Genomic DNA, 26,071 nt, shown 5'->3' on the forward strand with positions numbered 1-26,071 from the left:
AGGAGCGATCCTCCCGCCGGCGGGGTGAGGAGCGATGGCGACGGCTCTTTCCGCCGGCTGAGGTGCGAGGACGATAGCGACGGCTCTTTCCGCCGGCTGAGATGCGAGGGCGATAGGGACGGCTCTTTCCGTCGGCTGAGGTGCGAGGAGCAATGGGGACGGCTCTTTCCGCCGGCTGAGGTGCGAGGGCGATAGGGACGGCTCTTTCCGTCGGCTGAGGTGCGAGGAGCGATAGCGACGAGCCACGAAGCCCCTGGTGAGGTAGGGTCGCCAGCCCTTCGTGGGGCGCGGGGCGCGCCCCCCCGGGGGGGGGGGGCCGGGGCGCGCCGCGCCCGGTCCCACGCACAGTTCTGGGCAGACCCTGTCAGCGTGGAACGCCGAGTCCCCTGGCGATGGTCGGCCACGCACGGTGTAGGTCTTCGTTCCAGTAGCCCCAGGAGTGCAGTCCGGATCTGAAGTCGTAGGTGACCTTGACGCCTGCGGCATCGGCCCGGCGCTTGAAACTCTGTGTGCACTGGAGAACAACACCTTCGAGTACACCGCCCACCGGGGAGGCGAGGCCGGCGATTCCCAGCGACGGATCGGGCAGGCCGTTGCCGACGGCGACGTAGACCGGCTTGCCCTTCAGCACGTCCACGTGAGCGGCCGGATTGTGGTCGTCCCACGTCGAGTGGCCCACCGGGCCCCACATGTTGTCGGGGTTGCCGCCTCGGGTCGACACCGACGCGGCCGTGGCCTGACGGTACTCGGGAGCGCCCTGGTCGAGGCAGCCGCTGAACGCTGCCACACCGCGATAGAGGCCGGGGTGACGGACGGCGATGGACATCGCGCCCAACGCGCCCATCGACAGCCCCCCGATGACATTCCGGCCGTTGCCGTTGAAGCGTTTGTCGATCAGCGGGGGCAGCTCCTTGGTCAGGAACGTCTCCCATTTGTTCCGTCCCAGAACAGGATCCGGTTTCTGCCAATCGGTGTAGTAGGCGGCCATCCCGCCGATGGGCATGACCACGTTGACCGGTTTGTCCGCCATGAACTTCACGATGTCGGTCTGGAACGTCCAACCGCTCTGCGTGTAGTTGGTGTAGATGCCGCCGTCGATCCCGTCGAGGAGGTACAGAGTCGGGCGGGGCTTCTCACGGTCTCGGGGAAGTAGCACGCTGACACGGACGGGTCGCTCCATCGCAGCCGAATAGACCGTCACGGTCGAACGCGTCGGCGTCGTCGGCGACACGGACAGCACGCGTGACACCTCACGACTCGACCCATCGCTCGGCGCAGCGGCGACCGACCCCCCGACGGTCAGACTTCCGGTCACGGCGACGACACCCGCGCATGCGAGGACGACGGCTCTCTGCCAGATCGACATTTCTCCCCCTACTGCTTTCCGACGGTGCGCCCCCACGCTCCGCGTCGGCGATATCCGCTCAATCATGTACTAGACGTCGCCGACCCGCCGAGGTTTGGGACGAGTGTCCGCGTGTTCGCGACCTGGGTTTCACTGAATTTCGTCCGAACGGGCGAGCGCGGCGTGGCGAGCGGGCCCGCGGTGCTCGTGTTTGCGCCGAGGTCGCGCGGGTACCCGTTCGAGACTCGGCTGCGCCCCATCGTGTGGGCCCAACAACGCAGCCGACCAGAACCACCGACATCGGAAGGACGGTTCTCTGTGAGCACCTACGTCACCGCGAATCCCACCACAGGCGTCACGGATCGGGAGTTCCCCGGACTCGCCGACAACGAGATCGACGGACTCGCGGCACGATCGCTCGAAGCCTTCGAGAGCTGGCGACGCACCGACGTCGCGGAGCGTGCGGCCATCCTGTCCCGGACCGCGGACCTGTACGAGAAGCGGGCCGACGAACTGGCGTCGACGATCACGACCGAGATGGGCAAGCCGGCCAAGGAGGCGGCAGGTGAGGTGCAGCTCGCCGCTGACATCTACCGCTGGTACGCCGAACACGGCCCGGATCTCCTGGTCAGCGAGGAACTCGATCCGCAGGGCGCCGAGTCGTCGATCGTCCAGACGGCGCCGATCGGACCGCTGGTCGGTGTGATGCCGTGGAACTACCCCTACTACCAGGTGGCCCGATTCGCTGCTCCGAACCTGTTGGCCGGTAACACCGTCATCCTCAAGCACGCATCGATCTGCGCGGCATCGTCGGCGCTGATGGCTGAGATCCTGCACGATGTCGGGGTGCCGGACGATGTCTATGCGAACGTGTACGCGAGCAGCGGCCAGGTCGCGGAGCTCCTGGCGCATCCCGCCATCCGCGGCGTGTCGCTGACCGGCAGCGAGGGTGCCGGCGCCGCCGTGGCCAAGGTCGCCGCCGAGAACCTCAAGAAGTCGGTCCTCGAGCTGGGCGGCTCGGACCCGTTCATCCTGCTCGACTCCGCCGACATGGACCGAACCACCACGATCGCCGCGCGGGCCCGCCTGTCGAATGCGGGACAGGCCTGCAACTCGCCCAAGCGGTTCATCGTGCTCGAGGAGCTCTACGACGACTTCGTGCAAGGCCTCGTCGAGAAGTTCGAGGCGACGAAGGTGGGGGACCCGGGTGACTCGTCCACGCGTATGGGACCGCTGTCATCGATCTCGGCGCGCGACACCGTCGCCGACCAGGTCAAGACCGCGGTCGACCAGGGTGCGACGCTACGGACCGGTGGCGCTGCGATCGATCGCGACGGCGCTTTCTTCCAGCCGACCGTGCTGACCGACATCACGCCCGACATGGACGCATATTCCGAGGAGATCTTCGGCCCGGTGGCCATGGTCTACAAGGTGCCCTCGGCGGACGAGGCCGTGGCGTTGGCCAATGACGTGGAGTTCGGTCTGAGTGGGTCGGTGTGGAGCACCGACACCGCGAAGGCCGAGGAGGTCGCCGACCGGCTCGAGGTGGGCATGGCCTACGTGAACGAGCACGGCACCACGCTGCCGGGCCTGCCGTTCGGCGGCGTCAAGCGTTCGGGTTACGGCCGTGAACTCGGACGCTGGGGCCTGGGCGAATTCGTCAACACCAAGCTGCGGCGCACGGCAGCGAAGTAGGTCTTCAGGGCCCGCGGAAGTTTGGACAAGACCGGGGGTTCCTGTAAGCGCCCCGGCCTCTGGTTCAACAAGCGGGTTACAGCACCGCGTGAACGTGAGCCCGAGACTATCAGGTGGATCCGTCTTGCGACGAATCCGTGGCCGGGCGCTCAGCGCACCGAGCGGTTGACCCTCACCTCGACATCCTCGGGGTCGAGGGTCTTCTGCTCGCCCGTCACCACCCCGACCCGAACCGGACTGTGGGACGCGTCGGTGACCGTTAGCGGTGCGCCGTCGGGCTGGAGATGGTCATTGCCCCACTGCCAGAGCGACATGACAACCGGGAAGAGATCCCGGCCCATGGCGGTGAGCAGATACTCGTAACGGACCCGCTGGCCAGGCTCTTGATAGGGCACCTTCGTGAAGACACCCGCCTCGGTGAGCTCCTTCAACCGGGCCGACGCGACCGCATCGGTGATGCCGACACGGCGGGCGAACTGGTCGAACCGGGTCGCGCCGTAGAACGCCTCGCGCAGGATCAGGATCGCCGATCGGGTCCCGACCAGCTCGATCGCCTTGGCGATCGAGCAGTGCGTCGCCTCCCACCGGTCACGTTCCGCGAGCGGTCCCACCAACTTCATCATGTGATCCATCCTACCCTGGCTTGACAGGACCATAGTCAGGGCGTAGATCTCTGACTATGGCCGACAAAAGTCAGCCACCTGCGGATCGTCGGCGACGATCCACCTAGATGGAGGTCAGACATGGCAACTGCAGTCATCGTGGACGCGGTGCGCACTCCGATCGGGAAAGGGAAGCCCTCGGGTGGGCTGCACGACATCCATCCGGTCGACCTTCTCGCGCACAGTCTCCGGGCGATCGTCGACCGCACAGGCATCGATCCCGCGGAGATCGACGACGTCATCACCGGAGTCGTCAGTCAAGTGGGTGAGCAGAGCTTCAACATCGCACGGCTTGCCCTGCTGGCGGCGGGCTATCCGGAGTCGGTACCCGGTGTGTCGATCGACCGCCAGTGCGGCAGCGGACAGCAGGCGATCGCGTTCGCCGCCCAGGGAGTCATCGCGGGCACCTACGACGTGGTCGTGGCCGCGGGAGTCGAATCGATGTCTCGGGTGCCGATGGGCTCGGCCGCGGTGGGGGCGTCGGACCTGAACGGTGTCGCGTTCGACGACCGCTACCCGGATGGACTTGTCGGGCAGGGCATCTCCGCCGAACTGATCGCCGCGCGATGGGACATCTCCCGCACCGCGATCGACGAGTTCTCCCTGCGCTCACACGAACTGGCAGCGCAGGCGACCAAGAACGGGTTGTTCGACGCCGAGCTCGCACCGATCGCCGGGTTGACCGCCGACGAGGGGATTCGGGTGGGCAGCACCCTCGAGAGTCTGGGTGGCCTCCGACCCGCGTACTACGACGAGGCGATCGCGCAGCGGTTCCCCGAGATCGACTGGAAGATCACCGCCGCCAGTGCCAGCCAGATCAGCGACGGGTCGGCGGCCATCCTCGTCATGAGCGAGGAGAAGGCGGCGGAGTTGGGACTGCGCCCGCGGGCACGGGTCCACACGATCGCGGTGGCCGGCGACGATCCGCTCCTGATGCTCACCGCCATCATCCCGGCGACCCGGAAGGTGCTCGCGCGCAGCGGACTCGACCTGGACGCCATCGACCTGTTCGAGGTCAACGAGGCCTTCGCGCCGGTCGTACTGGCCTGGGCCCAGGAGCTCGGCGTCGACCTGGACAAGGTGAACGTCAACGGCGGGGCGATCGCCCTCGGTCACCCACTGGGAGCCAGCGGAGCCCGACTTGCCACCACCGGCCTGAACGCCCTCGAGCAACGGGGTGGGCGGTACCTGCTTCAGACGATGTGTGAGGCAGGCGGTCTCGCGAACGCGACGATCTACGAACGTCTCGACTGAGTAGGGCGGACCGACCGGTGTCAGCTGTCGGTGTGGCGGGCGCGCTCCACGGCCGCCGCCACACCGTGGTGCCACGGGACGCCGTGCCCGGGCAGGACGGACTTCGCGCCGGTGCTCGCGAGGGCGTCGAGCGATGCTCGGTTCCGCTCTAGGTCGGCGGTCGCGGACCCGGCGATCAACCGGGGCCCGTGTGCCCCGGTGTAGGGGTCGAGGGTGACCAGTGCGTCGCCGGAGATCACCGCGTCGCGGTCGGGGAAGTGCAGGGAGACGTGGCCGAAGGTGTGTCCAGGGGTCGGCACCACCGTGGCCTTCCCCGGGAGTTCGGCGGCTTCGCCGAAGGTGGACACATGGGCCTCGTCGACTCCGCGGACCTGGAAGGCTCCGGCAGAAGCCATGCGGCCGAGCAGTTTCCACGATGGCGGGTTGCGCAGCGGAACCCCGAACCGGGTGGCGTTCTGGTGCGCGTACCGATAGGGATGAGCTGCGAGCCACGCGTCGTCGTGATGGATGTGCACCGGTATGCGCCAGTGTTTGGCCAGGCGCCGTGCGGTGCCCACGTGATCGAAGTGCCCATGGGTGATGATCAGCGCGGACACCGCATCGACGTCGCGACCCAGGTGATGGATCGCGTCGACCAGGGGCCCGTACGAGCGGGGCAGTCCGGCGTCGACGAGCACCAGTCGGTCGCCGTCCTCGACCAGGTACTGGTTGGTGTACGCGTGTTCGAGGCGATGGATTCCGGGTGCGACATCGCGTTGGAAGACCATGTCTCAGCGTAACCCCGTTGACCGGCCTCCAAACCCGCCATCACCAGGGGAGGATTCCGTTCTCGTCCTGCAGGGTTCCGGTCGGTCCGTCGGGGCCGATCGTCGCCAGGCGCACGACGGTACGTGCACTGTCCTCGGCGGGCCGTCCGCCGGTCATTCCGGTCGAGGCCGTCATGTCGGTTGCGGTGAAGCCGGGTTCGACCGCGTTGAACTTGATCGCCGGTTCGGCCTTCGAATACTGGAGCGTGAGCATCGTCGCCGCGGATTTCGACGCCGCGTACAGCGTGGCGGTCAAACCGTGTTCGGGACGATCGGGGTTCGTCACGGCCCAGAACGATCCGGCACTGCTGGACACCGTGACGACCCGCGGGTGATCGGATTCGCGGAGCAGTGGAAGTGCCGCCTCGGTGACCCGGACGATGCCCACGGCGTTGGTGTCGAAGACCCGCGCGGCGGTCGGACCGTCGACGATCCAGTACCCGGAGATCCCGGCATTGTGCACCAGTACGTCGAGGCGTCCCTCGAGAGCGTCGATCCGGGCGAGCGCGCCGGCGACCGACGAATCGTCGGTGACGTCGAGTTGCACGAACCGCGCACCGGCTTCGGCGGCGGCCTTCTCACCCCGCTCGGTGTCGCGCGCGCCGATGTAGACGGTGTGTCCGAGCCGGGTCAGCCGGCGGGCCGTCTCGAAACCGATTCCCTTGTTGGCCCCGGTGATGAGCGTAACTGTCATGAGTGGATCCCTTCCGTCTGTGCCCGAGGTGGGCCATGTCGTCGACGCTATGGATGCGCCGCGCGATCCGGCAGTGCTCCGGCTGTCCCAGGGTGTGGCAGGACCCCCTTTCATCCGCGCGGCTCGACCTAGGCTGAATGGCATGACCAACCGGCCCAACACGCTCGGCGAGTATCTGAAGGCTCGCCACGGGCTCGTGACCCCGGAAGACGCGGGCATCCCCGACGTGGGGGTGCGACGCGTGCCGGGTCTGCGACGCGAGGAGGTCGCGATGCTCGCGGGGATCAGCGCGGACTATTACCTGCGCCTGGAGCGCGGCCGCGACCGGAACCCGTCGACGCAGGTCCTCGAGTCGCTGGCGCGGGTCCTTCAGCTCAACGACGACCACGTCGCCTATCTGCTGTCGTTGGTCGGTGATCAACCCCGACGACCCCGCCGACGTGCTCGCAAAGAGGTTGTGCCGGTGGGCGTTCAGAAACTGGTGGAGAGCCTCGGTCAGCCCGCGTACGTCGAGGGCCGCTACTTCGACATCCTGGTCGCCAACGCCTCGGCGACGGCGCTGTCGCCGCGGTTCGCGGTGGGGCGGAACCAACTTCGGGACATGTTCCTGGAACCCGCCGATCAAGCCCTGTACCCGGACTGGCGGAACTCGACGCGATGCTTGATCGGCAACCTGCGTCGAGCGGTCGGCACCGACGTCGACGACCCGCGGTTCGTCGAGCTGGTGGGCGAGTTGTCCCTTGCGAGTCCGTGGTTCCGCGAACTCTGGGCACGGCACGACGTCAAGGCCCAGTTCGGCGCCCCGATGCAGTTCGATCATCCGACGGTCGGGGAGATGACGCTGTACCGGGAGCGGATGAGCATCGACGGGACACCGGGGCTCGAACTCGTCATCTTCCATCCGGAACCGGGTAGCGCAGACGCCGAGAAGCTGGCTCTGCTGTCGTCGGCGACTTTGCCGGTGTCGAGTCGAGAACCGAAGGTGGACCGACCAGATCGCTCAAATCTCACATAGTGAAACGGGTGCAATTTGGTCCGGCCGGTGGCACAAACTGCCTTGAAATCACCCGGGGACGGCCTGCGTCGCTGGGCGGCCACGGTTCTCGGCCGTCCCGCGATGGTCCGGCCGCCAGGTGAGTAGGAGCGCCAAGGCCAGCAGGATCTCGGCGATGTCGCCCCAGTAATACATGAGGGTGCCGCCGGTCCGGAGCTCATCCGGCGGAGCGTCGACGCCGACGAACAGGCCGGCGTAGATCAGTTGCGCGACGACGGCGTGCCCGAGAACCGCGACACCGAGAACCACGATCCGCATCCGCACCGATGGGCGGTCCGGTCCCGGGTCGGGGCCGGCGATCATCCAGGCGAACAGATAACCGGAGATGAAGAAGTGCGCGTGGATCGCTGCATGCACTGCGGCATGATCGTCGGCGATGGTGAACAGTGGCGTGAAGTAGAGCGCAACCAATCCGCCGATGACCGCGGTGAGCAGGAATGCGGGGTGTGTGAGGATGCTGGCCGGCCGGGATCTGAGCAGATGCACCAGCGGCCGGGTCGTCGATGGTGACGCGGTCCGTAGGAGCAGCGTCATGGGAGCGCCCAGGACGAGGCCCAGCGGAGCGAACATGCCTAGCAGGAGGTGGCCGATCATGTGGTCCGGAAATGATCCGGATATGCTGGGCCGCAACGCAAAGCCCAGCAGGATCAGCCCAACGAGGAAGCTCGCGGTGCGCCAGTGGTTCCATCCGCGCGGCTCCTGGTGGCATCGGCGTGCGGCTACGAGGTAGATCGCTGCGGCGAGGACGAGGACCGTCATCGCCGCCAGGGCACCGGCGGACATCGCACCGGGTTCTGCCTGGTGGGCGACGTTCACGACGACGCCGAGGTGTGCTGCTTCGCCGGCGGCGTCGCGCGTGGTGCGGCAGATCGCTGTAGTGCCCATCCGGCCAGCACGAGGACCGCGCCCAGGATCAGAAAGCCGATGTCCCACAGAGTTTGGTCGTCCCCGGTGCGGACGTGGTGGATACCGAGGATGTGGTGATCGACGATCCCTTCGACGAGGTTGAACAGACCCCACCCGACCAGAACCCAACCCCACAGTGCGCGAGAGGTCCACAACCGTTGCCGGGATCGGGTGACACGCGAATACAGCAGCGCGAGCCCGACGAGCACGGCGAGCCAGGTGAAGGCGTGAAACAGTCCGTCCCAGAGGGTGTTGATCTCGAGGCCGTGCACGGTGTCGGCAGGGTAGTGGTCGAGTCCGATGCGGTCGCTGTCCGTGCTCGTCAGCATGTGATGCCACTGCAGGATCTGATGAAGAAGGATTCCGTCGATGAACCCGCCCAACCCGACGCCGAGAACCACCCCCGGCAGGGCGAGGGACGGCGCCGAGACTCGATCTGACCGTGTGCCGTTGCTGTTCACCGTTGGCCTCCCACAGAAGTTTGTGTGCGCGGAGTCGAATACCCCGGCCGCGAACGACGTCAAACGCGTACCCACTCGCCGCGACCCCTCGGCAGGGTTCGCCGTTGCCGGTAGGCGTTGCCCCGCGTGGCGACGTGCTCGTCACACCTGCGAATCGCCGCCGTCGACGAACAGTTCGCTGCCGGTGATGAAACTCGCCTGAGGGGTCTTCGTGGCGGGCAACCGAGGGATGGAGGTCCTGGCGAACGGCGGGGTGGACCGAACGGAGCTGACGGCGATCGCGGTGACCTCGCTCGCTGCGCTGCCGGTGACCGGCGACGGCAGCGACCCCGCTGGCGATTACCGACGTGTCGGTTGTGCCCGCGCGTTCGAGCGGACCGCGTGTTCACCCGTCGGCTGAGGTGAGGAGCGTGTCCGTCACTCGTTGCGTAGTTTGGCGAGTTCGGTGGTGGCCACGACGGTGAGCCGGTCGAGGATCTGCTGGTAGGCGGGGGACTGGCGGTGAACCAGTGAGGTGTGCGTTTCACCGTCCACCAGATTCAACTCGGCTCTGCCACCGGCCGCGTGGACTGCGGCGGTGTAGTGCCGGAAGTTGTTGGGATGCACATCGTCGTCGGCGAGACCGTGGAAGAGGATGACGGGCAGATCAGGGTCGAGGTTCTGGATCGGGTCCACCGACGCGTATCGCTCGGGCACCTGATCTGGTGTGCCGCCGAGGATCTGCTTGATGACCCGGCCGTTGCCGTGGTTCACGGCGTAGCGCATGTCCAGTGGGCCGGAGATGGACACCACGCGAGACGGGACGAAAGCCGGCCGCGAGCCCACTTCGTCGTCGTCGAGCCGGTGCCGGGTGCCGCCCCAGACGGCCAGTTGCGCTCCGGCGCTGTGGCCGATCACCAGTTCGTCGTCGATGCTCAGTTCCGGATGTGCCTCGGCCATCGTGGGTACGTGGTCGAGTGCGCGGGCGACGTCGTGGAAGGTCGTCGGCCATCCGCCGCCGGTGCCGACCCGGCGATACTCGAGGTTGTAGACGGCGAGTCCGCGGACGGCCAGGTCACGCGCCATATCGTCGAATTGTTCTGCGCCGGCCCGGCTTTCCCAGCCGCCGCCGTGGATGATGGTGACCAGTGGAACGGACCCGTCCTCGTGGTCGCCGGCCGGTAGATAGAGGTTGGCCCAGTTCTCGGCAGCGTCGGCGTCGGCGGGGTCGAGATACTCGATCCGTTCGATGCGGAGTCCATCAGAGGACTCGGGGACGGGCGGAGCCGCCGTCGGAGCCTGCGTTGTCGTGGTCACCGCGGACGACTGTGGGGCCGGCTTCCCGGACCCGGCAGAGCACCCGGCGGTCCCGACGACCAGGACAGTCGCTGCGGCGGTTGCGATCAAGTGACTTACGCGCACGACGAATTGAACCACGGCAGCGGCGGTTTCGGGGTAGGGAAATCGTGACCGGACACGACGAAAATGTGTCGTTCCACTTTCAGTCTATCGCCGGGTACGGGGCTTGCGGCAAGACCCGGGAGCGAGTGCACAATGGCTCGGCAACTGTGCTGCGGGGAGGTTTTTCAGTGGCGAACATGGCCGAGACACCCGAACGTTTCGAGGTGCACGAATCCGGTGCGTTGTTTCATGGCACCAGAGCGGACCTACAGGTGGGCGAGTACCTGGTGCCGGGCCATCAGTCGAACTATCGGCCCGAGCACACCTCCAACTACATCTACATGACGAAGGTCCTGGACGGTGCGGTCCTGGCTGCCGAGATGGCCCGAGGCGACGGCCGTTGTCGGGTCTACATCGTCGAACCGCAAGGCCCGGTGGAAGACGATCCGAACGTGACGGACAAGAAGTTCCCGGGCAACCCGACGCATTCGTATCGCAGCGACCGACCCGTACAGGTCATCGGGGAGATGACCGACTGGGAGCCGCATTCCCCGGAGTATCTCCAACGGTTCCGCGAGGGACTCGAGGTCCTGAGGCGAGAAGGACGGGCCGTCCTCTACGACTAGGCACGAACCCGGGACGACCGGTTCAGATGTCGGCATCCTCGGCGGCCGGGTGCTCGCGCGGGCGCTCGTCCGTGCCGCCGAAGACGTCGTGGCCGGGTTCGGTGTCGAGGACCTCTCGCCGGAAGACCAACATGTAGGCGAAGTAGACGCTGCCGAGAAGAATCAGACCTCCGACGATGATGACCGGAACGGTCGCGTCACTGGGGGAGACGAGGATGACGATGGCACACACCGTCCACACCAGAGCGACGACTGCGACAGGCAGCTCGAATCGGCCGAGGTCGAAGGCTCCGGTCCGTCGATCGAGGCGCTTGCGCACGACCAGATACAGCGTGACGACGAGTCCGTAGGTGATCGCCGGGAACAAGGTTCCTGCAGTGATGAGTTCGATGAGCGCGTCACCTGGGATCACGATCATCGCGATGACCCCGATCGCCAGTGGTAGCACGGTTGCGGGAATCGGGGTCTGAGTACGGGGGCTGACCTGCTTCATGAGGCGGTGGGCCGGGAAGCGGCGGTCGCGCGACATCGCGAACACGATACGTGCGCATGAGGTCATCGAGACCAGCCCGCCACCGAAGAAGGCGATGGCGATGACCACCAGCAGGATTCGTTCGGTGGGGGCGCCGAGTTGGTCGCGCATGATCGTCGCCACCGGCGACCCCGAGGCGGTCACCTTCGCGATATCGTCGATGGCCACCGTCAGACCGATGAGGAACATCATCCCCAGGATGCCGGCGGCGGCAACGGAACCCACGATCGCCCGGGGGACCGTGCGATGGGGATCCTTGGCCTCCTCCGCCATGTTGGCCGCCGATTCGAAGCCGACCAGGGTCGCCAGGCCGACGATCATCACCGCCATCAGGCCGCCTCCAAAGGCGAAGTAGTTTGCCGAATCCACTGCGACGCCGCGTGATCCGAGATTGCTGACCGCGCCGTCGCCGGTCACGGCCACTGCCACGAGCAAGGCGATGACGAGCACGATCACAATGGTGACCTCGACCCCCACGGCCAAGGAGTTGATCAGTCCGACGAGTCGGGTGGACGCGATCGCCAGGCCCGCCTGCACGAGCAGGACGACCACCGTGATGACGCGGGCGGTCTGTTCGTCAGGTGCCATGTTGAAGAGCGGCATCAGACATTGGCTGGCCATTGCGAAGTCGATCGCCATCAGGCCGGTGACCAGATAGCAGAAGGTCAGCCACCCGAAGATCCACCCCACGCGGGGGTTGGCCAGTCGTGAGGCCCACTGATACGACGATCCGCTGAGCGGGATGCGTGCGGCGAACTGTGCGATGACCAGCGCCACGAGCAACTGGCCGGCCAACGCGATCAGCCAGGTCCAGATCCCCACCGGCCCCGAGTTGTTCAGCAACATCCCGTAGGTGCCGAAGATGCCGACCGCCACCGAGATGAACGCGAAGGAGACAGCGAACACCTGGAAGGACCCGAGGGTGCGTTTCAGTTCTGGCTTGTACCCGAATTCGGCGGATACCTCGGTCGCATCGCTTCGGGATGTCTGATCGCTCATATGGCCTCCGCCGCTCAGGTCTGGACCAAAGCTAGAGAGCGTCGCCCGAAAACGTCGCGAAACGCTGAAACGTCACCCGGTCGAGCTAACGAGAAGACGATACGAGCAGTGCTCCGACTATTCGTGTCGTCTCTGTTGATCGATTGATTCGGGACATGGATCGTGAGCTGACCTAACGACGTATCCGCTGCATCCGTATGATCACGCCCATGTCTGGTCTCTCGTCTCTGCTTCGACGCGCCTCCGATGACACCCGGACCGCCGCCGGCCGTCGCCGGTCGCGGTATGCCTCGGCTGGCCTGGCGATCGTCGCCGCCGCGATGTCTCTGGTTGTTCTCGCTCCGAACGCCCAGGCCGATCGGGTGATCAACGGGATCGTGGTCGGGGGGAAGATCGAGGAGGCCTACTCCAAGACCGGTGGTTCCTGGAAGTGGGGCGCACCGACCGGTCCCGAACGAGCCTCGGCCAAGCAGGGTCGTTACCAGAGCTTCGCCCGCAATGTCTCGTTCTACTGGCACCCCGCCGTCGACGGCGGTACGGCTCATCAGGTCGGCGGCGCGATCCGGACCCGCTGGCAGAAGATCGGCGCCGAGCGTGGCGCGCTGGGCTTCCCTACGACCAACGAGTACAAGTCGGGTAAGGGGCGGACCAGCGACTTCCAAGGCGGCACGATCACCTGGTCGGCGAACGGCGGCGCCCAGATCGTGTGGGGCGGGATCTTGCAGAAGTGGCGTGCGCAGGGGGCCGCGAAGGGGTACTACGGTGTCCCGCTCGGTGGCGAATACCGCGTCGGCAGCCGCTTCGCCCAGGACTTCCAGAACGGCACCATCTTCTGGCCCTGACCCCCGGTAGCGTGGGCGCTCATGATGCGTGTGCGCGCCGCGCTGGTCCCGTTGGTCGCTGCTCTCGTCGTCGCGGGGTGTTCTGCTGACGACGGTGAGTCTGACGATGGCGGTGGTGCCGCATCTACGGTGACCGAGACGGTCACGTCGACGCCTACGTCCATGCCCGGTGCGACGCCGTCCGATGTCGCGACCGATGGCGGGGAACCCCAGACCGAAGACCGCGCCCGCGGGTGAGGGTGCCCGACTCACCGTCACCGACATCCGGACCGGCAGGCACGACGGATTCGATCGAGTCGTCTACGAGCTCGGCGGAAGAGGGCGGCCCGGCTGGCGCGTCGCCTACGTCGACGAGGCGCTCCAGGACGGAAGTGGCTTCCCCGTCGAGGTCGCGGGTGAGGCGATCCTGGAGGTCCAGATCACCGGGTCGACGTACCCCGGCGACAGCGGCGCCGAGCCATATGACGGCCCCGATCCGGTTCGTGCGCAACCCGGTGGCTCGGTGGTGGAGGTGCGGGGCGCGCTCGTATTCGAAGGCGTCACACAGTCTTTCATCGGAGTGTCCGAACCCGGAGCGCCGTTCACTGTCGATGTGCTGACCGATCCGACACGACTGGTGATCGACGTGCAACGCTGACCGTGCCGCTGGTGGTGTACGCGCCACCGAAAACCTAGTACGGTGTACGGAGTAAGGCGCCGGAAGGAGCGACCATGCCCACGTCACCGCGAACCGCCACGCCTCCGTGCTGGCTCAAGCCGATGAACAAGGTGTTCCTGTTCCTCCAACGCCTTGGTGCGATGAAGGAGCTACCGGTCCTGATCGTGCCGGGCAGAAAGAGCGGGAAGCCGCGGCGGACGCCGCTGACCGTGATCGCCCTCGACGGAGAGCGTTACCTCCTCGAGGGGTTCCCCGGAGCCGACTGGGCTCGCAACGTCCGCGCCGCCGATGGACTCGCGCAGCTGTCGATCCGCGGCGATGTGACCGACGTCCGGCTCGTCGAACTGCCCGCCGATCAGGCGATCCCGGTGCTCCGCGCCTGGCCCGAGCTGTCGGGCAGCGACGGCCCGAAGATGATGAAGGACGCCGGCGTGGTCACCGACGTCACCCCCGACGCATTCGCCGCCGTCGCGGGCCGCTGTGGAGTGTTCCGGATCGACACCCGCTGATCCGCCTGCTCGCGCTCGGGCTCCGGTCGCCGGCAGCGAGATCCGATGTTTACCGATACGAACGAATGGTTAAGTACCTTCCCGGTCAACGTATCGGAACACCAGGAGGCACGACGCATGGTCGCACTCATCGTGGGACTGTTCGCCCCAGTGGGGCTCACGGTGTTCACCATCGGCATGGAACGTTTCCAACGCCGCATGGAGCACCCCGGCACCAAGCGAGACGACTCGCTTGCTGCTGTTTCCGGGGCCGGCGCCACGCCGGCGCCCGCTTCCGAGCGCCCGAGCGGGGTGCCGACAGGTCTGAGGCTCGCCTGACCTTTCCATACCGCTCGATCCGGCCGAACTGACGTCCCCGGCGCGGTCTGGTTGTCAGTGCGCGTACTCGCGGGAATCCGTTGTGTACTCGGGTATTCCGTAGTCGTCGAGGCGTCGTTTGACCAGCTCGGTGATGTACTGGTCGGCGAGATCCTGCAGGACCGGGAGCCTGCCTGCGATGCGGACCGCGGCAAACCGGCTGGTCAGCCACGGCGCGGTCGCCGCTGCTCGCGCGAGGTCGGTGACCGAAAGGGCGACGCCCATGTCGGCAGCCTTCTTGAAGTTGCCCTCGCAGAAGGCGGCGGTGAAAGCCAGTTTGCTGTAGCTCTTTTCGACGGCGTCCGCTGCACGGTCGAAAGTGCTCGCCGACGGGCGCAGGTAGGCGTCCGGGGTGGAGCTGACGAGTTTGCGGCAGTCGTCGTCGTAGCCGTAGCGCAAGGTTGCGGCGCGCGCATTGAACAGATCGACGATCTCCTGTGCGGAACCGGGCAGCAGTTCTTCGGGTAGGCCGAGCAGAAATCCGCGGTAGCGGTGGAACTCGACCATCGCCCGCTCGTCGTAGGGCAGATCACGGTTCGCTCTGACCGCTTTGTCGGCCTTCTGGTATGGCCCGATCATGCCCGCCGGGAACTGATCGATCTGGGGGACCGGCAGACCATAGACCCTGGTATCCCAGATTCGCTTCTTGCGGTTGTTGCGGCCGGTTCGCTGCAACGCGTTGAACCGGACCATCGAATGCATCAGCCGCACCATCACGGTGGCCTCGAAGCCCGGGCTGAAGCGTTCGAGACCCCCCGGCAGTGCCGTGACCGCGAAGTAGGCGGTGGTCTCGTTGACCCGGTGTGCGGCGCGGGTGCCCGACAAGGCGCCGGTGATAGTCATCGGCAGTGCCGTGCCGCATAGCTGTTGGTGAAGGTCGCGAGGAATGCGCCTCGGGTCATGAAGGGCGACACGAGCGCGGCATACAGTCGGGAGTACGCAGCGCCGTCGTCGATGAGACCGAAGTCGATCCAGTCCGGCTTCTCCTGCATCCCACCGCGATGAGTTCGCCGATCTCCGGGGGAGCGTCGGGAACGTTCTCCGTGCCCTCGCGGCATACGCGTCGGACGAGATTCACGAGTTCGGAGACCGGGTACCGCGTAGACAGGGCAGCGACCCGATCGGCGGGTGCATCGGCCAAGAAGGTCGATGTGTGGACCAACTCCATCAGACGCGGGTCGTTCAGGTACTTGTTGCGATCGCCCAGTCGGCGCGGCAGTGCCGACTTCACGTCCGGGTCGGTGGTGAATCGTTCCGGGGTCGTGTCGAAGTCGAAGTCGCCGTACAGCTCGGGCAACTCGTCGGCCTGCCGCGCGACTCGCTCGGCCTGAGAGGTCGGGATGGCGCACTACTACCCAGCGATTTGGGACAAATCGTCGAAAGCGTCTCACAGCGGTGGGTGCAGATGGCCGGTCACCGGCTCGATTTGTCCACCTACGATGAGGACATGCCGGCACCTACGAGATCGGCGCAGGACGTCGAGAGAGAACCGTTCTTCACCATCGGACACTCCACCCACACTCTCGACCAGTTCGTGGGCCTGCTTCACGAGAGTGGCATCAAGCTTGTTGTCGACGTCCGAAAACTGCCCGGCTCCAAGCGATATCCGCAATTCAACCAAGACGCGCTTGCGCCAGGTCTCGAAGATGCGGGGGTCCGGTATCGGCGCGAAGAGGCTCTCACCGGACGACGCCCGGTGAGCAGAGACGTGCCTTTCGATGTCAACGGCTGGTGGGAGAACCGGAGCTTCCACAACTACGCCGACCACGCGTTGTCCGATGAATTCGCCGGCGCTCTCGACGATCTGCGCGACATCGGCCACAACTCCCGCGTGGCTTTGATGTGCTCCGAGGCCGTCTGGTGGCGGTGTCATCGTCGGATCATCGCGGACCATCTCCTGGCTTCCGGCGAGGACGTGCGCCACATTCTCAGCCCCGGCCATGTGGATCTGGCGGTCCTCAGCTCGGGCGCGGTCATCGGGCGGCGGGGGCAGGTCACCTACCCCGCAGGTCGGTGAACACCGCGGAGCAGAGGGGCGGTGGCGATCTGGTCGTACTTGCGTCGACGGCGAGCTGACGGCTGTGTCACCGCACCGACGCGAGGGCTTGCTCGATCACGGCGGTCACCGCTTCCGGGTGGGAGATCAAGGTGAGGTGCGACCCGCCGTCGAAGATGGTCACCTGGGAGCGCGCCCGCCGTGCCATGGCCTTCTCCGAAGTGGGCCTGATGATTTGGTCACCGCTGCTGATGAAGTACCACGAGGGGATGGTCTCCCACGCCGCGAACTTCGACGGCGTGCCGAAGGCCGCGGTCGACGCCGCGCGCTGCGTCGCCCACAGTCGGGTGGCGTGGACGGCGGGTAGGTCGCCGGCGAAGTGCCGCACGAAGATGTCTTTCTTCAGGTAGAGGTCGTTAGCTCCCGGGGGTGCGCCCGGATACGGGAGTTTGTCGAACAGTTCTGCGTCTGGCTTCTTCTTCAGGACGGAATCCGCTCCGCTCAGCGAGCCGTTGGTCTCTCCGACGGCCGGAGCCGCGGCGTCTACGTAGACGAGTGCCCTCACGCCGGGGTTCCCCGCCGCTGCATTGGTGATGACCGAACCCCCATAGGAGTGTCCGACCAGGACGACCGGGGCGCGCACCGTCCTCAGGAAACTCGCGACGTACTCGGAATCGGTGGTGAGGTTCTCCAGGGGGTTGGCGATCGCGCGCGCCTCGTAGCCCCGCCGCTGCAGCGCCGACACGACTCCGTCCCAGCTCGAGGTGTCGGCCCACGCTGCGTCGTCGGGCTTGACCGAACGCAGGACCGCGTAGACGTCGTTGGGCATCATCGGCGCGTTCGACACGGGGAGGTCGGCGCCCAGGTTGCGGCTCAGTCCGGGTGGAGCCTTCCGGTCGGCCGGTACGTCCACGAGCTTGACCAGCTCGTCCAGGACGGTGTTCATGTCGCCGACCAGGCTGTCGCCGACGGGGGCGACCGCCGCGAGGTGGGGATCCTCGGTGATCTGCAACAGGTCGGTTCCGTCGGGCAGGTAGTCGCCCGCCACGTACGGGTAGTAGCTGAACACCAGGGCGCCGATGACGACGACGAGATCGAAACCCGCCACCGCCTCATTGACGCCGGCGATCGTCAGAGGCAGCGGTCCCGCGTAGAGCGGGTGGTCCTCAGGGAACGAACACCTCGGCGCCAACGGTCCGCCGTGTACCGGAGCACGCAGCTTCTCCGCGAAGGCGATGCCGGCGTTCCAGGCGCCGGCGCGGTCCACTTCCGGCCGCAGCACCAGCAACGGGCGCTCGGCGTGGCTGATCCGGGTGGCGAACTCGCGATCTTCGCCAAGCTCGGGTTGTCCTCGCGGCGTGAGCTGAGGAAGGCCGGTGACCGGTGGCCGAAACAGGCGAGAGGCAAGCAGTTTTCGGAGTCTTGAGAGGAGCGCAGATGAGTCGCCTGAATCCTGCTGAGACGATCATCCGTCTCCCTGATGCCATCCGGTGGGAGTCACCGCCGGATGCACCGGCGCAATCGGTGGAGAGGGCGACGCTCGCAGGCGTGGAGGAAGAGTACGGACAGTACCTCGTCCTCACGAAGTGGTATCCGGCCTATATGAGCGCTCCTCACTTCTATCGCACGGACAGGCTGTGCGTGGTGGTCTCGGGGGTGTGGTGGTGCAACAGTGGTTCGGACTTCGATCCCGGGGCAGCCGTGCCGGCCCCGGCGGGGTCGTTCGTCAAGCGGGTCGCGGGAACCCCGCACTTCGACGGTGCTCTTGCTGATGCCGCCGAACCGGCCGTGATCGCCGTGACGGGTATCGGTCCGGTGGATCAGGTTTGGGTCGATCCGTCACAGCCCTGGCTGCGCCGGGTCTGAGACGCTACGCAGCGAGTCGATCCGAACCAACACACTCGATGAATGCGTGCGACCGTGCCTGCAGTGCACCCTCCCATGATCGTGGTGACGACGTCGGCGTGACCCAGGGCAGATGGTCGAGCCCGCGCGCGGCGATTGGCGCCCTCCCGGCCACGTTCTGCGACGATGGTTCGATGTTCCCAACCTCGATGAGCTCGGCACTGCGAGTTCGCACTTCGTTTCGACACGGTATGCCGACCGCCGAAGTGCGGATGAACCTGCCTCCCGAAGCGGTGTGGTCAACCATCACCGATGTGAGCTCCTGGCCGAGATGGGGGCCCACCGTCACCGGGGCACGTGTGCACGGAGACGCCGAGTTGGCCTCCGGGGTACGAGGAACGATCACGACCATCGCGGGGGTGCCCCTGCCCTTCGAAATCACCGAGTTCGTAGATGGACGGTCGTGGGCCTGGAAAGTGGGAGCCGTGAACGCCACGCGACATGAGGTGATCCCAGTGGCGGGTGGGTGTGTTCTCAGCTTCGGCGCCCCGGTCTGGGCGGTGGCATACCTACCTGTCCTGGCCATCGCGTTGCCGCGCATCGAACGCATCGCCTCGCCTCTGGAATAGAGGACCAACGCCACGCGCCGCTTGGGTTTGACCACTGATTCGATGATTGTCAATATCGACAAGTGTCGATACAGAACGCGGTGACAACCGCCTGGCCTGGGTTTGATAACGATCGGTTCGCTGATGCGGCGACGGTGATGAAGGCTCTTGGGGACCCGGTGCGGCTGCGTCTGTTGTCGGAGGTGGCTGCGCATCCTGGTGGCGAAGCATGCGTGTGCGATATCTCGGGCCCGTTCGATCTGTCGCAGCCGACGATCTCGCATCATCTGAAGGTGTTGCGTGAGGCCGGTCTGGTGACCAGTGAGCGGCGGTCTACGTGGGTGTACTACAGAATCAATGCGTCTGTGTTGCAACAACTCTCCGGATTCCTGGAGGATCTCTCCGCAGTGCAGGGTGAGTCCCGTTCGTGTGAGGATTGGCAGTGAGTGGGGGAGAGGCGGCGGTAGCAGGAAGGTTGTCATTGCTTGACCGGTTCCTGCCTGTGTGGATCGGGGCGGCGATGGTGGCCGGTCTGCTGTTGGGCCGGTGGGTCACCGGACTCGGCGACGCGCTGGCTGCAGTGGAGGTCGATGGCATCTCACTGCCGATCGCTGCAGGCCTTCTGGTGATGATGTACCCGGTCCTGGCCAAAGTGCGCTACGACCGGCTCGACTCGGTCACCGGCGATCGTCGTCTGCTGGTGGGGTCACTGATACTGAACTGGATTGTCGGTCCGGCGTTGATGTTTGCACTGGCGTGGCTGCTGCTGTCAGATCTCCCGGAATACCGCACTGGACTGATCATCGTCGGCCTGGCTCGTTGTATCGCAATGGTCATCATCTGGAACGACCTTGCCTGCGGTGACCGAGAAGCTGCCGCCGTCCTGGTGGCGTTGAACTCGGTGTTCCAGGTGGTGATGTTTGCCGTTCTCGGGTATTTCTACCTGTCGGTCTTGCCCGGTTGGCTCGGTCTGGAACAGACAACGATCGACGCCTCGCCGTGGCAGATCGCGAAATCGGTGCTCATCTTCCTCGGGATTCCGTTGCTCGCCGGGTATCTCACTCGTCGGCTCGGAGAGCGAGCAAAAGGGCGTCAGTGGTACGAGGACTCGTTCTTGCCGCGACTCGGTCCGTGGGCCCTGTATGGTCTGCTGTTCACCATCGTCATCCTGTTCGCTCTGCAGGGGGAACAGATCACGTCCCAGCCGTGGGACGTCGCCCGGATTGCGTTGCCGCTGCTCATCTACTTCGCGGTGATGTGGGGTGGCGTGTACGCGATGGGTGCGCTACTCGGGCTCGGCTACGAGCGGACCACGACGCTGGCGTTCACAGCTGCCGGCAACAACTTCGAACTGGCGATCGCGGTCGCAATCGCAACCTATGGGGCCACCTCAGGTCAGGCGTTGGCCGGGGTGATCGGACCGCTGATCGAGGTGCCCGTGCTGGTGGCCCTGGTGTATGTGAGTCTGGCGTTGCGCCGACGGTTTCCCAGCCACCTCGAGTCGCCGACGGAGAAAGTCCAATCGGCGGCAGCGAACGAAGGTGTCTGATCCGCGACGACATCACCGCCCGGATCCACGCCCTCGCCGACCGATCCGAGCGGTAGACGGGGACGCGAGATCGCAACGAGTGCTCAGCAACAGGCGGTGCGCGTATCGACGCCCTCGGCGGTGCTGCCGCCGCAACAGACTGTTCCTTCTACGTCCTCTGTGCTGGTCTGCTCGAGCAGTTTGGGGCTGCTACCGAAGGTCTCGGAGTCCGCGAGCACGGTGTAGACCTCCCACTTCTCGTTGGCAGGCCCGATCACCCACACCTTGTCCTGCTTCGCGAAGCAGCAAGTGGAGTTGATCTCCTCCTGGGTGAACAGATCTTCGCCGGAGAGGCGGGCGATCTCGGCGTGGACCTTTTCGCTTGACTCGACCTCGACACCGAGATGATTGATCGTGCCTCCCTGGCCGGGATTCTCCAACAACACCAGCTTCAAGGGTGGTTCGGCGATCGCGAAGTTGGCATACCCCGGCTTGAGCTTCGCTGGGCTGGTGTTGAACAACTTCGAGTAGAACTCCACCGAGGCATCGAGATCATCGACGTTGAGTGCGAGCTGCATGCGGGACATGACAACCACCTTTCACCTGTGAGACATATATCGAACTGACGGAGTACTCGCAGGATGCCACCTTTTCGACATATGTCAAGAAACCTGCGTACGATGACTTCATGCCGAAGACGTTGCCAGTCGTCGATATCAGTGCCCCCATCTGCTGCGCTCCGGTATCGGCTGCGCCACTGAATGACGACGCCGCACTCGAGATTGCCTTGCGGCTCAAGGCACTTGCCGACCCAGTACGGATCAAGTTGCTCTCGATCCTGTTCGCCGACGAGTCAGGGGAGGGGATCTGCACCTGCGACCTCGCGCCGGCCGTCGGGCTGACCGAGGCGACGACCAGCCATCATCTGGGTCAACTCCGAAAGGCCGGGATGGTCGGTCCCGAACGGCGCGGGATGAATGTCTTCTATCGAGCACAACCGGACGCTCTGCAGGCGCTCTGCAACGTGCTCGGCGCGTCGACGGGATGCGGCTGACCGACGCGTTCACCCCGAAGCCGGCGGCGGGTCAGGGCAGCGCCGGCGCGGGTTGGGGGAGCGGAGTGGCACCCTCTCGCCGGAGTCCGTCGAAGATGATCGCGAGGTAGCGCTTCCAGAGCTCGGGATCGGGATCGGACAGGTTGCTGACCACGTGTACGGGCGCGCACATCAAGAGGAAGATATCCGCAGCGGTCACGTCATCTCGGATGCCGCCGCCTTCTCTGGCGTTGTGGACGAGCGCCTCGATCGCACTGTGCAGTCGGATGCGCAGTTCGATGACCCGGGCGTCGCCATCGCTGACCGCCCAGAGGAATTCGACGTCATGCTGCTGCCGTTCGTCGGCTGCGAGAGTCAGGAATTCCAATAGGGCAGCGAGCGGGTCGTCGGCCTGCGCCAGTTGTTCCGCGCGGTCGATGAGGATGTCGAGGTGGCCGGCCACGATCGCCACCATGAGGTCTTCTTTGCTGGCGAAGTGTCGGAAGACGGTCCCTTTGCCCACGCCGGCCCGGCGAGCGATCTGGGCGACCGAAGCCGATAGGCCGTGCGCGGCGAACTCTTCCTCGGCCGCGGCAAGCAGCAACTGCCGATTACGTGCGGCATCCACGCGTAGTGGGCGGTCGGGTGACGGCATGGATTGATCCTAACAAGGTGACCACGCGGTCCGATTACGTGCTAACGTCGCCAGGGTAAGCGGACCGATGGGTCACCTTGTCGGCCGGACCGACCCGAGGGGGACGAAGTGAATCTTGCCAACGCCACAGCACTTGTCACCGGAACCAATCGCGGTCTCGGCCACGCCCTGGCAACCGAGTTGGTGCGCCGAGGTGCCAAGGTCTACGCAACGGCACGGCGGCCGGAACTCATCGACATCGCCGGTGTACAGGTTCTTCGCCTGGACATCACCGATCAGGAATCGGTCGATGCCGCGGCAGCGGTCGCCGACGACGTCGATGTCGTGATCAACAATGCCGCGTTCACCGGTGGCGGGAATCTGGTCACCGATGAGCTCGACGCCATCCGTGCTGTGATGGACTCCAATTACTATGGGACACTACGGGTTATCCGCACTTTCGCCCCGATTCTCGCCCGCAACGGTGGCGGTGCCATCCTCAATGTCCTTTCTGCCGCGGCATGGAACACGGTCGACGACAACACCGCCTATGCGGCGGCGAAGTCTGCGGAGTGGGGCCTGACCAACGGCGTCCGGGTGGAGTTGGCGGGACAGGGGACTCTGGTCAGTGCTCTGGTGCCCGGCTTGATCGCCACCCAGACGTTGCTCGATTACGCGGAGCAAGCCGGCATGGAGCTGCCCGAAGCGCTGCTCAACCAGCCGACCGAACTCGCGCGCATCGCTCTCGACGGCCTGGAGGCGGGCGATCTCGAGATTATCGACGATCTGAGTAGGCAGTCCAAGGCTGGTCTCTCAGGTCCGCCGCAGGCCCTCGCGTTGTAACCGATTTCGACCGCCGGGCTCGAGTTTCGAGAACTGCCATACCGTCAGGTGCTGCGAGGCCACGAATTCGGTTGGGGCACTGTCCATGAGGCTGGCGTCGCATGCTGGGTGCATGCACCGAACTGCAGGTTCTCCGTTTTGGAGGCGTCTCACGCTAGCGCGACTCATATTCGACGGGCGGGCAGTGGTGAGGCGGGAGGAGCGAGTGATTTGCGCCTGATGCAATATGTAGTGGTTTAGTGGTAACCCTGCATATTCGGTCGCTGCATAATGTGGTTGCACGTCTGGTGAGGCGTTGAGAATCTTGTCGTGTGGAAGCTGTCGCGTCGAAAGAGAAGAATCAGCCGGCGCCGCCGCCTCCCGCTCCTGCTGCGCGATCCGATCGGCATCGCCGGTCGTAGTACCCGAACGAAACCCGCCGTCGATCTCTGCTTGACGGACCCCGTTGCGTAACGCCTCGGGGTGCACTCCGAGGCGATCGGCGATCCGGTTGATCGCACCCCGCGACGACTCCGGAGCTATCTCACCGCTGCCGTCACGGTGAACGGCTTCTGGGCTAGCGCTATGACTCTCATGGTTGCGAGTTGGCACCTCTGAGCGGCGGCCCGATGTACTCGAACCAGTCGTCGAGGGGTTCAGAGGGGGGGTGTGTGGCGGGGTGTCACGCGCGGGTTGTGATCTCGTTCGAAGGAGTGAGCGAGGTTGAGTAGTGTGCTTTCAGCGAACGGTCGCCCCAACAGATCAAAGCCAACCGGGAGTCCCTGCGGGGATAGGCCTCCGGGCACCGACAGCGCCGGCAATCCAGCGCACGGCGCGATGTCTGCGGTGATCGCTGCGTCGACCCGCTCGTCGGGGATTAGTGGAGGCTGAATTTGCGTGGTGGGATGAACCAACGCGGCAACGCCGTGGCGATCCATCAGCCCGGTGATCCTGTTCTTTAGGGCTGTGCGTTGGGCCAGGGCGACACCGTAGAGCGGATTCCTGCGACCGCCGGTTGCACGTGACGCCAGCAAACGCGATTGCGCGTATGCGACCGACGTATTGGATGCGATCACGGCGTCGATGCCGGCGACCGGTCGTCCTGGTAGATGCCTGAGGTAGTTGTCGATGTCCTCGCAGGCTTCGTACAACACGACATCGGCAACGAGTGCCTCAGTCTCGTCCAGTTCAGGAATCTCCACCAGAACGACACCGCTGTCGCGAAGGCGGGCCAGAACCGATTGCATCACTGCCAACACACCGGGGTCACCGCCCGGGCCCGTCGGGCCGGTGAACATCGAGCGAGCCACGCCGATCCGGGCGCCTCGCAACGCCTGCGCGGACAACGCAGCGTAATAGCTCGGAGGGCGCTGTCCGACCGCCCGAGCTGTGGTCGCGTCGCGTGGATCGCTGCGCCCTGCGATGACGTCGAGAACCATCGCCAGGTCTGCGACGCTCCGACCTATCGGCCCAACGGTGTCCTGGGTGGACGCCAACGGTATGACACCACCAATGGATGCGAGCCCCTTGGTTGGGCGCAAACCGTACAAACTGTTGTGCGCGGACGGAATTCGGATCGATCCGGAAGTATCCGATCCCAGTCCGACAGCTCCGAAGTCGGCGGCGACGGCAGCGCCCGTACCGCCGCTGGATCCCCCGGGGTTATGGGTGAGGGAGTGAGGGTTGCGGGTCTGGCCCAGGCGAGAGCTGTCTGTGGAGATGAAAATCGCCCACTCACTCATGTTTGTCTTCGACAGGACGATGGCCCCGGCAGCACGCAATTGCGCCACCACGGTCGCATCGGACGCCGGGACACTACCGGCGAGTAGTCGGGATCCGGCTGACGTCGGAAGGTCTGCGGTGTCGAAGTTGTCCTTGACGACGATCGGAATACCGTGCAGCGGACCTCTCACGCGGCCAACGCGCCGTTCCTGATCGAGCCGCGCGGCGGTGTCCACAGCGTTCGCATTGTCGGTGATGATCGCATTGATTCTGGGACCGCGCTGGTCGTAGGCGGCTATTCGCGCGCGGTAGGCTTGAACAAGATCGACCGAGGTGGTCTCGCCTCGCTCGAGTGCCCGCGCGAGATCAGTGACCGACAAGCCGTCGGGTCGAAAATCCGGCGGCTTACCGGGCGTTGTCGGCGACGTGGGTGTAACCGCTGACGAGACGCCGTCACCGAAAGTGACTGCCGAACCGGCTGCTGCGGTCACCGCGCCCGCTGCAGAGAGAAACCGCCGACGGCTCACCCGCTGCCGATCATCCATCAGATAACTCGCTTTCAAACGTAGAACCAGCTCCACGCGTACTCGCCTGGCCCGCTGGTGCTCTTACGAAGCGCGATCGAAGAGTCGATCCGCGCAAGGTCGACAAGGTTCTAGGTAGGAGTAAATCTCCCACGCGACCGGGACACGTGTGTATCAAACGCAGCGAATCTCTTTAGCGAAGAGAAGAGAAACAGGTCACACTTCGACGAGTGCTGGCTAACTCAGCCAAGTTCAGCGGCGCCCGTCCAGTAGCGCCGACCGACGGAAGGCGGAACTCGGCTACGGTGCAGACCCGCTGGCGTGGCCATCGATGTCCGGGCCAGCCCGCAAAGCTCTGGCCTGGCAATTGATTAAGTCACTACGGATTTCGCGTTCGTTTTCAGTGGATATTCGGGCCGGGGTATGGGCGGGCCGTGCGAGATCGCATGGCAGATAATGTGACAGAAGGATCGGTCGAGACCGCCGCGGAGGCGGTGGGCGAACTGAGCGTCTACCTGTCGAGCGCGTCCGAAGGCGCCTTGCAACAACCGGGTGAGAACGTAATGGGAGCTCAGTGGA

The 26,071-nt window shown here is 65.5% G+C and carries 29 protein-coding genes and 1 pseudogene; 16 read left to right on the top strand and 14 right to left on the bottom strand.

The features are described 5' to 3' along the window. Positions 1-364 precede the first annotated feature (364 nt). Positions 365-1,366: an alpha/beta hydrolase gene (locus tag M1L58_RS13585; RefSeq protein WP_248659278.1), complete on the bottom strand. Its 1,002-nt coding sequence runs from the start codon at positions 1,364-1,366 to the stop codon at positions 365-367. Between the two features lie 297 nt (positions 1,367-1,663). Between M1L58_RS13585 and M1L58_RS13590 the strand changes: the two genes are divergently transcribed. Continuing rightward, positions 1,664-3,040 (top strand): NAD-dependent succinate-semialdehyde dehydrogenase, encoded by a 1,377-nt coding sequence (locus M1L58_RS13590; protein ID WP_248659279.1) that lies wholly within the window; start codon positions 1,664-1,666, stop codon positions 3,038-3,040. Between the two features lie 149 nt (positions 3,041-3,189). Here M1L58_RS13590 and M1L58_RS13595 read toward each other — a convergent pair whose 3' ends face one another. Continuing rightward, positions 3,190-3,663 carry a winged helix-turn-helix transcriptional regulator gene (locus tag M1L58_RS13595; RefSeq protein WP_248659280.1) on the bottom strand — a complete coding sequence of 158 codons (474 nt, stop codon included), beginning with the start codon at positions 3,661-3,663 and terminating at the stop codon, positions 3,190-3,192. Positions 3,664-3,783: 120 nt separating this feature from the next. Here M1L58_RS13595 and M1L58_RS13600 point away from each other — a divergent pair, with 120 nt between their 5' ends. Next, positions 3,784-4,956, top strand: coding sequence for an acetyl-CoA C-acyltransferase (locus M1L58_RS13600; RefSeq protein WP_248659281.1), 1,173 nt, complete (start codon positions 3,784-3,786; stop codon positions 4,954-4,956). A 20-nt stretch (positions 4,957-4,976) separates the two neighbouring features. Here the strand turns inward: M1L58_RS13600 and M1L58_RS13605 are convergent, their stop codons facing one another. Continuing rightward, entirely contained in the window at positions 4,977-5,723 is a 747-nt protein-coding gene (locus M1L58_RS13605) for an MBL fold metallo-hydrolase (RefSeq protein WP_248659282.1), read from the bottom strand. A gap of 40 nt (positions 5,724-5,763) precedes the next feature. Then, entirely contained in the window at positions 5,764-6,456 is a 693-nt protein-coding gene (locus tag M1L58_RS13610; protein WP_248659283.1) for an SDR family NAD(P)-dependent oxidoreductase, read from the bottom strand. 142 nt (positions 6,457-6,598) lie between these two features. Here M1L58_RS13610 and M1L58_RS13615 point away from each other — a divergent pair, with 142 nt between their 5' ends. Continuing rightward, positions 6,599-7,471 carry a helix-turn-helix domain-containing protein gene (locus tag M1L58_RS13615; protein ID WP_248659284.1) on the top strand — a complete coding sequence of 291 codons (873 nt, stop codon included), beginning with the start codon at positions 6,599-6,601 and terminating at the stop codon, positions 7,469-7,471. A 48-nt stretch (positions 7,472-7,519) separates the two neighbouring features. Here the strand turns inward: M1L58_RS13615 and M1L58_RS13620 are convergent, their stop codons facing one another. Both M1L58_RS13620 and M1L58_RS13625 read right to left on the bottom strand, forming a co-directional pair. Next, positions 7,520-8,395 (bottom strand): cytochrome c oxidase assembly protein, encoded by an 876-nt coding sequence (locus M1L58_RS13620; protein ID WP_248659285.1) that lies wholly within the window; start codon positions 8,393-8,395, stop codon positions 7,520-7,522. Next, entirely contained in the window at positions 8,323-8,877 is a 555-nt protein-coding gene (locus M1L58_RS13625) for a DUF2243 domain-containing protein (protein WP_248659286.1), read from the bottom strand. Before M1L58_RS13625 ends, M1L58_RS13620 begins: the two co-directional genes overlap by 73 nt. A 211-nt stretch (positions 8,878-9,088) precedes the next feature. Between M1L58_RS13625 and M1L58_RS13630 the strand changes: the two genes are divergently transcribed. Continuing rightward, positions 9,089-9,277, top strand: coding sequence for a hypothetical protein (locus M1L58_RS13630; protein ID WP_248659287.1), 189 nt, complete (start codon positions 9,089-9,091; stop codon positions 9,275-9,277). 17 nt (positions 9,278-9,294) lie between these two features. Here the strand turns inward: M1L58_RS13630 and M1L58_RS13635 are convergent, their stop codons facing one another. After that, complete coding sequence (locus M1L58_RS13635) at positions 9,295-10,173, bottom strand: alpha/beta hydrolase (RefSeq protein WP_248659288.1); 879 nt, start codon at positions 10,171-10,173, stop codon at positions 9,295-9,297. Positions 10,174-10,454: 281 nt separating this feature from the next. On the opposite strand from M1L58_RS13635, the gene arr reads away from it, so the two are divergent. Beyond that, a complete protein-coding gene (gene arr, locus M1L58_RS13640) occupies positions 10,455-10,883 on the top strand; it encodes an NAD(+)--rifampin ADP-ribosyltransferase (protein ID WP_248659289.1) in 429 nt (142 codons plus the stop codon). A 22-nt stretch (positions 10,884-10,905) separates the two neighbouring features. On the opposite strand, the gene M1L58_RS13645 is transcribed toward arr, so the two are convergent. Beyond that, positions 10,906-12,414, bottom strand: coding sequence for an APC family permease (locus M1L58_RS13645; protein WP_248659290.1), 1,509 nt, complete (start codon positions 12,412-12,414; stop codon positions 10,906-10,908). Between the two features lie 209 nt (positions 12,415-12,623). Between M1L58_RS13645 and M1L58_RS13650 the strand changes: the two genes are divergently transcribed. The 4 genes and pseudogenes from M1L58_RS13650 (at position 12,624) to M1L58_RS13665 (ending at position 14,741) form a co-directional block, all read left to right on the top strand. Then, complete coding sequence (locus M1L58_RS13650) at positions 12,624-13,256, top strand: LGFP repeat-containing protein (protein WP_006864954.1); 633 nt, start codon at positions 12,624-12,626, stop codon at positions 13,254-13,256. A gap of 21 nt (positions 13,257-13,277) precedes the next feature. Continuing rightward, a pseudogene (locus tag M1L58_RS13655) lies at positions 13,278-13,893 on the top strand (AMIN-like domain-containing (lipo)protein). Between the two features lie 74 nt (positions 13,894-13,967). Next, positions 13,968-14,423: a nitroreductase/quinone reductase family protein gene (locus M1L58_RS13660; RefSeq protein WP_248659291.1), complete on the top strand. Its 456-nt coding sequence runs from the start codon at positions 13,968-13,970 to the stop codon at positions 14,421-14,423. A 117-nt stretch (positions 14,424-14,540) separates the two neighbouring features. After that, positions 14,541-14,741, top strand: coding sequence for a hypothetical protein (locus M1L58_RS13665; RefSeq protein WP_245548546.1), 201 nt, complete (start codon positions 14,541-14,543; stop codon positions 14,739-14,741). 54 nt (positions 14,742-14,795) lie between these two features. Here the strand turns inward: M1L58_RS13665 and M1L58_RS23620 are convergent, their stop codons facing one another. After that, positions 14,796-15,623, bottom strand: a complete 828-nt coding sequence (locus M1L58_RS23620; RefSeq protein WP_374112722.1) for an oxygenase MpaB family protein — start codon at positions 15,621-15,623, stop codon at positions 14,796-14,798. Then, on the bottom strand, positions 15,620-15,772 hold the full coding sequence (locus tag M1L58_RS23625; RefSeq protein ID WP_374112723.1) for a hypothetical protein: 153 nt from the start codon (positions 15,770-15,772) through the stop codon (positions 15,620-15,622). Before M1L58_RS23625 ends, M1L58_RS23620 begins: the two co-directional genes overlap by 4 nt. 455 nt (positions 15,773-16,227) lie before the next feature. On the opposite strand from M1L58_RS23625, the gene M1L58_RS13675 reads away from it, so the two are divergent. Then, positions 16,228-16,797 carry a DUF488 domain-containing protein gene (locus M1L58_RS13675; protein ID WP_248659292.1) on the top strand — a complete coding sequence of 190 codons (570 nt, stop codon included), beginning with the start codon at positions 16,228-16,230 and terminating at the stop codon, positions 16,795-16,797. A 67-nt stretch (positions 16,798-16,864) separates the two neighbouring features. On the opposite strand, the gene M1L58_RS23630 is transcribed toward M1L58_RS13675, so the two are convergent. Further along, positions 16,865-18,058 carry an alpha/beta fold hydrolase gene (locus M1L58_RS23630; RefSeq protein WP_374112724.1) on the bottom strand — a complete coding sequence of 398 codons (1,194 nt, stop codon included), beginning with the start codon at positions 18,056-18,058 and terminating at the stop codon, positions 16,865-16,867. A 155-nt stretch (positions 18,059-18,213) separates the two neighbouring features. Here M1L58_RS23630 and M1L58_RS13690 point away from each other — a divergent pair, with 155 nt between their 5' ends. The 4 genes from M1L58_RS13690 (at position 18,214) to arsB (ending at position 20,778) form a co-directional block, all read left to right on the top strand. Continuing rightward, positions 18,214-18,642 carry a hypothetical protein gene (locus tag M1L58_RS13690; protein WP_248659293.1) on the top strand — a complete coding sequence of 143 codons (429 nt, stop codon included), beginning with the start codon at positions 18,214-18,216 and terminating at the stop codon, positions 18,640-18,642. 230 nt (positions 18,643-18,872) lie between these two features. After that, entirely contained in the window at positions 18,873-19,250 is a 378-nt protein-coding gene (locus M1L58_RS13695) for an SRPBCC family protein (RefSeq protein WP_248659294.1), read from the top strand. Positions 19,251-19,387: 137 nt separating this feature from the next. Then, positions 19,388-19,675, top strand: a complete 288-nt coding sequence (locus tag M1L58_RS13700; RefSeq protein ID WP_248659313.1) for an ArsR/SmtB family transcription factor — start codon at positions 19,388-19,390, stop codon at positions 19,673-19,675. Then, entirely contained in the window at positions 19,672-20,778 is a 1,107-nt protein-coding gene (arsB, locus tag M1L58_RS13705) for an ACR3 family arsenite efflux transporter (protein ID WP_248659295.1), read from the top strand. The genes M1L58_RS13700 and arsB overlap by 4 nt, the downstream gene beginning before the upstream one ends. Positions 20,779-20,861: 83 nt before the next feature. Here arsB and M1L58_RS13710 read toward each other — a convergent pair whose 3' ends face one another. Continuing rightward, positions 20,862-21,344, bottom strand: coding sequence for an ArsI/CadI family heavy metal resistance metalloenzyme (locus M1L58_RS13710; protein ID WP_248659296.1), 483 nt, complete (start codon positions 21,342-21,344; stop codon positions 20,862-20,864). A gap of 101 nt (positions 21,345-21,445) precedes the next feature. On the opposite strand from M1L58_RS13710, the gene M1L58_RS13715 reads away from it, so the two are divergent. Further along, complete coding sequence (locus M1L58_RS13715; RefSeq protein WP_248659297.1) at positions 21,446-21,811, top strand: Rv2640c family ArsR-like transcriptional regulator; 366 nt, start codon at positions 21,446-21,448, stop codon at positions 21,809-21,811. A gap of 31 nt (positions 21,812-21,842) precedes the next feature. Here the strand turns inward: M1L58_RS13715 and M1L58_RS13720 are convergent, their stop codons facing one another. Further along, entirely contained in the window at positions 21,843-22,445 is a 603-nt protein-coding gene (locus tag M1L58_RS13720) for a TetR/AcrR family transcriptional regulator (RefSeq protein ID WP_248659298.1), read from the bottom strand. 108 nt (positions 22,446-22,553) lie between these two features. Between M1L58_RS13720 and M1L58_RS13725 the strand changes: the two genes are divergently transcribed. Continuing rightward, the gene (locus M1L58_RS13725; protein WP_248659299.1) at positions 22,554-23,267 is read left to right on the top strand and encodes an SDR family NAD(P)-dependent oxidoreductase; all 714 of its coding nucleotides are present in this window, start codon (positions 22,554-22,556) and stop codon (positions 23,265-23,267) included. Between the two features lie 635 nt (positions 23,268-23,902). On the opposite strand, the gene M1L58_RS13730 is transcribed toward M1L58_RS13725, so the two are convergent. Beyond that, entirely contained in the window at positions 23,903-25,513 is a 1,611-nt protein-coding gene (locus M1L58_RS13730) for an amidase (RefSeq protein ID WP_248659300.1), read from the bottom strand. Between the last annotated feature and the right edge of the window lie 558 nt (positions 25,514-26,071).

The organism is Gordonia sp. C13 (assembly GCF_023218005.1).
GTDB classification, from domain to species: domain Bacteria; phylum Actinomycetota; class Actinomycetes; order Mycobacteriales; family Mycobacteriaceae; genus Gordonia; species Gordonia namibiensis.

Bases quoted from the DNA above. Each gene is read 5' to 3' on its own strand.
- M1L58_RS13715 (WP_248659297.1), top strand. From the start codon at position 21,446: ATGCCGAAGACGTTGCCAGTCGTCGATATCAGTGCCCCCATCTGCTGC.
- M1L58_RS13610 (WP_248659283.1), bottom strand. From the start codon at position 6,456: ATGACAGTTACGCTCATCACCGGGGCCAACAAGGGAATCGGTTTCGAG.
- M1L58_RS13585 (WP_248659278.1), bottom strand. From the start codon at position 1,366: ATGTCGATCTGGCAGAGAGCCGTCGTCCTCGCATGCGCGGGTGTCGTC.
- arr (WP_248659289.1), top strand. From the start codon at position 10,455: ATGGCCGAGACACCCGAACGTTTCGAGGTGCACGAATCCGGTGCGTTG.
- M1L58_RS13660 (WP_248659291.1), top strand. From the start codon at position 13,968: ATGCCCACGTCACCGCGAACCGCCACGCCTCCGTGCTGGCTCAAGCCG.
- M1L58_RS23620 (WP_374112722.1), bottom strand. From the start codon at position 15,623: ATGACTATCACCGGCGCCTTGTCGGGCACCCGCGCCGCACACCGGGTC.
- M1L58_RS13710 (WP_248659296.1), bottom strand. From the start codon at position 21,344: ATGTCCCGCATGCAGCTCGCACTCAACGTCGATGATCTCGATGCCTCG.
- M1L58_RS13645 (WP_248659290.1), bottom strand. From the start codon at position 12,414: ATGAGCGATCAGACATCCCGAAGCGATGCGACCGAGGTATCCGCCGAA.
- M1L58_RS23625 (WP_374112723.1), bottom strand. From the start codon at position 15,772: ATGCAGGAGAAGCCGGACTGGATCGACTTCGGTCTCATCGACGACGGC.
- M1L58_RS13650 (WP_006864954.1), top strand. From the start codon at position 12,624: ATGTCTGGTCTCTCGTCTCTGCTTCGACGCGCCTCCGATGACACCCGG.
- M1L58_RS13690 (WP_248659293.1), top strand. From the start codon at position 18,214: ATGAGTCGCCTGAATCCTGCTGAGACGATCATCCGTCTCCCTGATGCC.
- M1L58_RS13720 (WP_248659298.1), bottom strand. From the start codon at position 22,445: ATGCCGTCACCCGACCGCCCACTACGCGTGGATGCCGCACGTAATCGG.
- M1L58_RS13595 (WP_248659280.1), bottom strand. From the start codon at position 3,663: ATGATGAAGTTGGTGGGACCGCTCGCGGAACGTGACCGGTGGGAGGCG.
- M1L58_RS13700 (WP_248659313.1), top strand. From the start codon at position 19,388: ATGAAGGCTCTTGGGGACCCGGTGCGGCTGCGTCTGTTGTCGGAGGTG.
- M1L58_RS13615 (WP_248659284.1), top strand. From the start codon at position 6,599: ATGACCAACCGGCCCAACACGCTCGGCGAGTATCTGAAGGCTCGCCAC.
- M1L58_RS13695 (WP_248659294.1), top strand. From the start codon at position 18,873: ATGCCGACCGCCGAAGTGCGGATGAACCTGCCTCCCGAAGCGGTGTGG.
- M1L58_RS13675 (WP_248659292.1), top strand. From the start codon at position 16,228: ATGCCGGCACCTACGAGATCGGCGCAGGACGTCGAGAGAGAACCGTTC.
- M1L58_RS13620 (WP_248659285.1), bottom strand. From the start codon at position 8,395: ATGGGCACTACAGCGATCTGCCGCACCACGCGCGACGCCGCCGGCGAA.
- M1L58_RS13600 (WP_248659281.1), top strand. From the start codon at position 3,784: ATGGCAACTGCAGTCATCGTGGACGCGGTGCGCACTCCGATCGGGAAA.
- M1L58_RS13605 (WP_248659282.1), bottom strand. From the start codon at position 5,723: ATGGTCTTCCAACGCGATGTCGCACCCGGAATCCATCGCCTCGAACAC.
- M1L58_RS13665 (WP_245548546.1), top strand. From the start codon at position 14,541: ATGGTCGCACTCATCGTGGGACTGTTCGCCCCAGTGGGGCTCACGGTG.
- M1L58_RS13730 (WP_248659300.1), bottom strand. From the start codon at position 25,513: ATGGATGATCGGCAGCGGGTGAGCCGTCGGCGGTTTCTCTCTGCAGCG.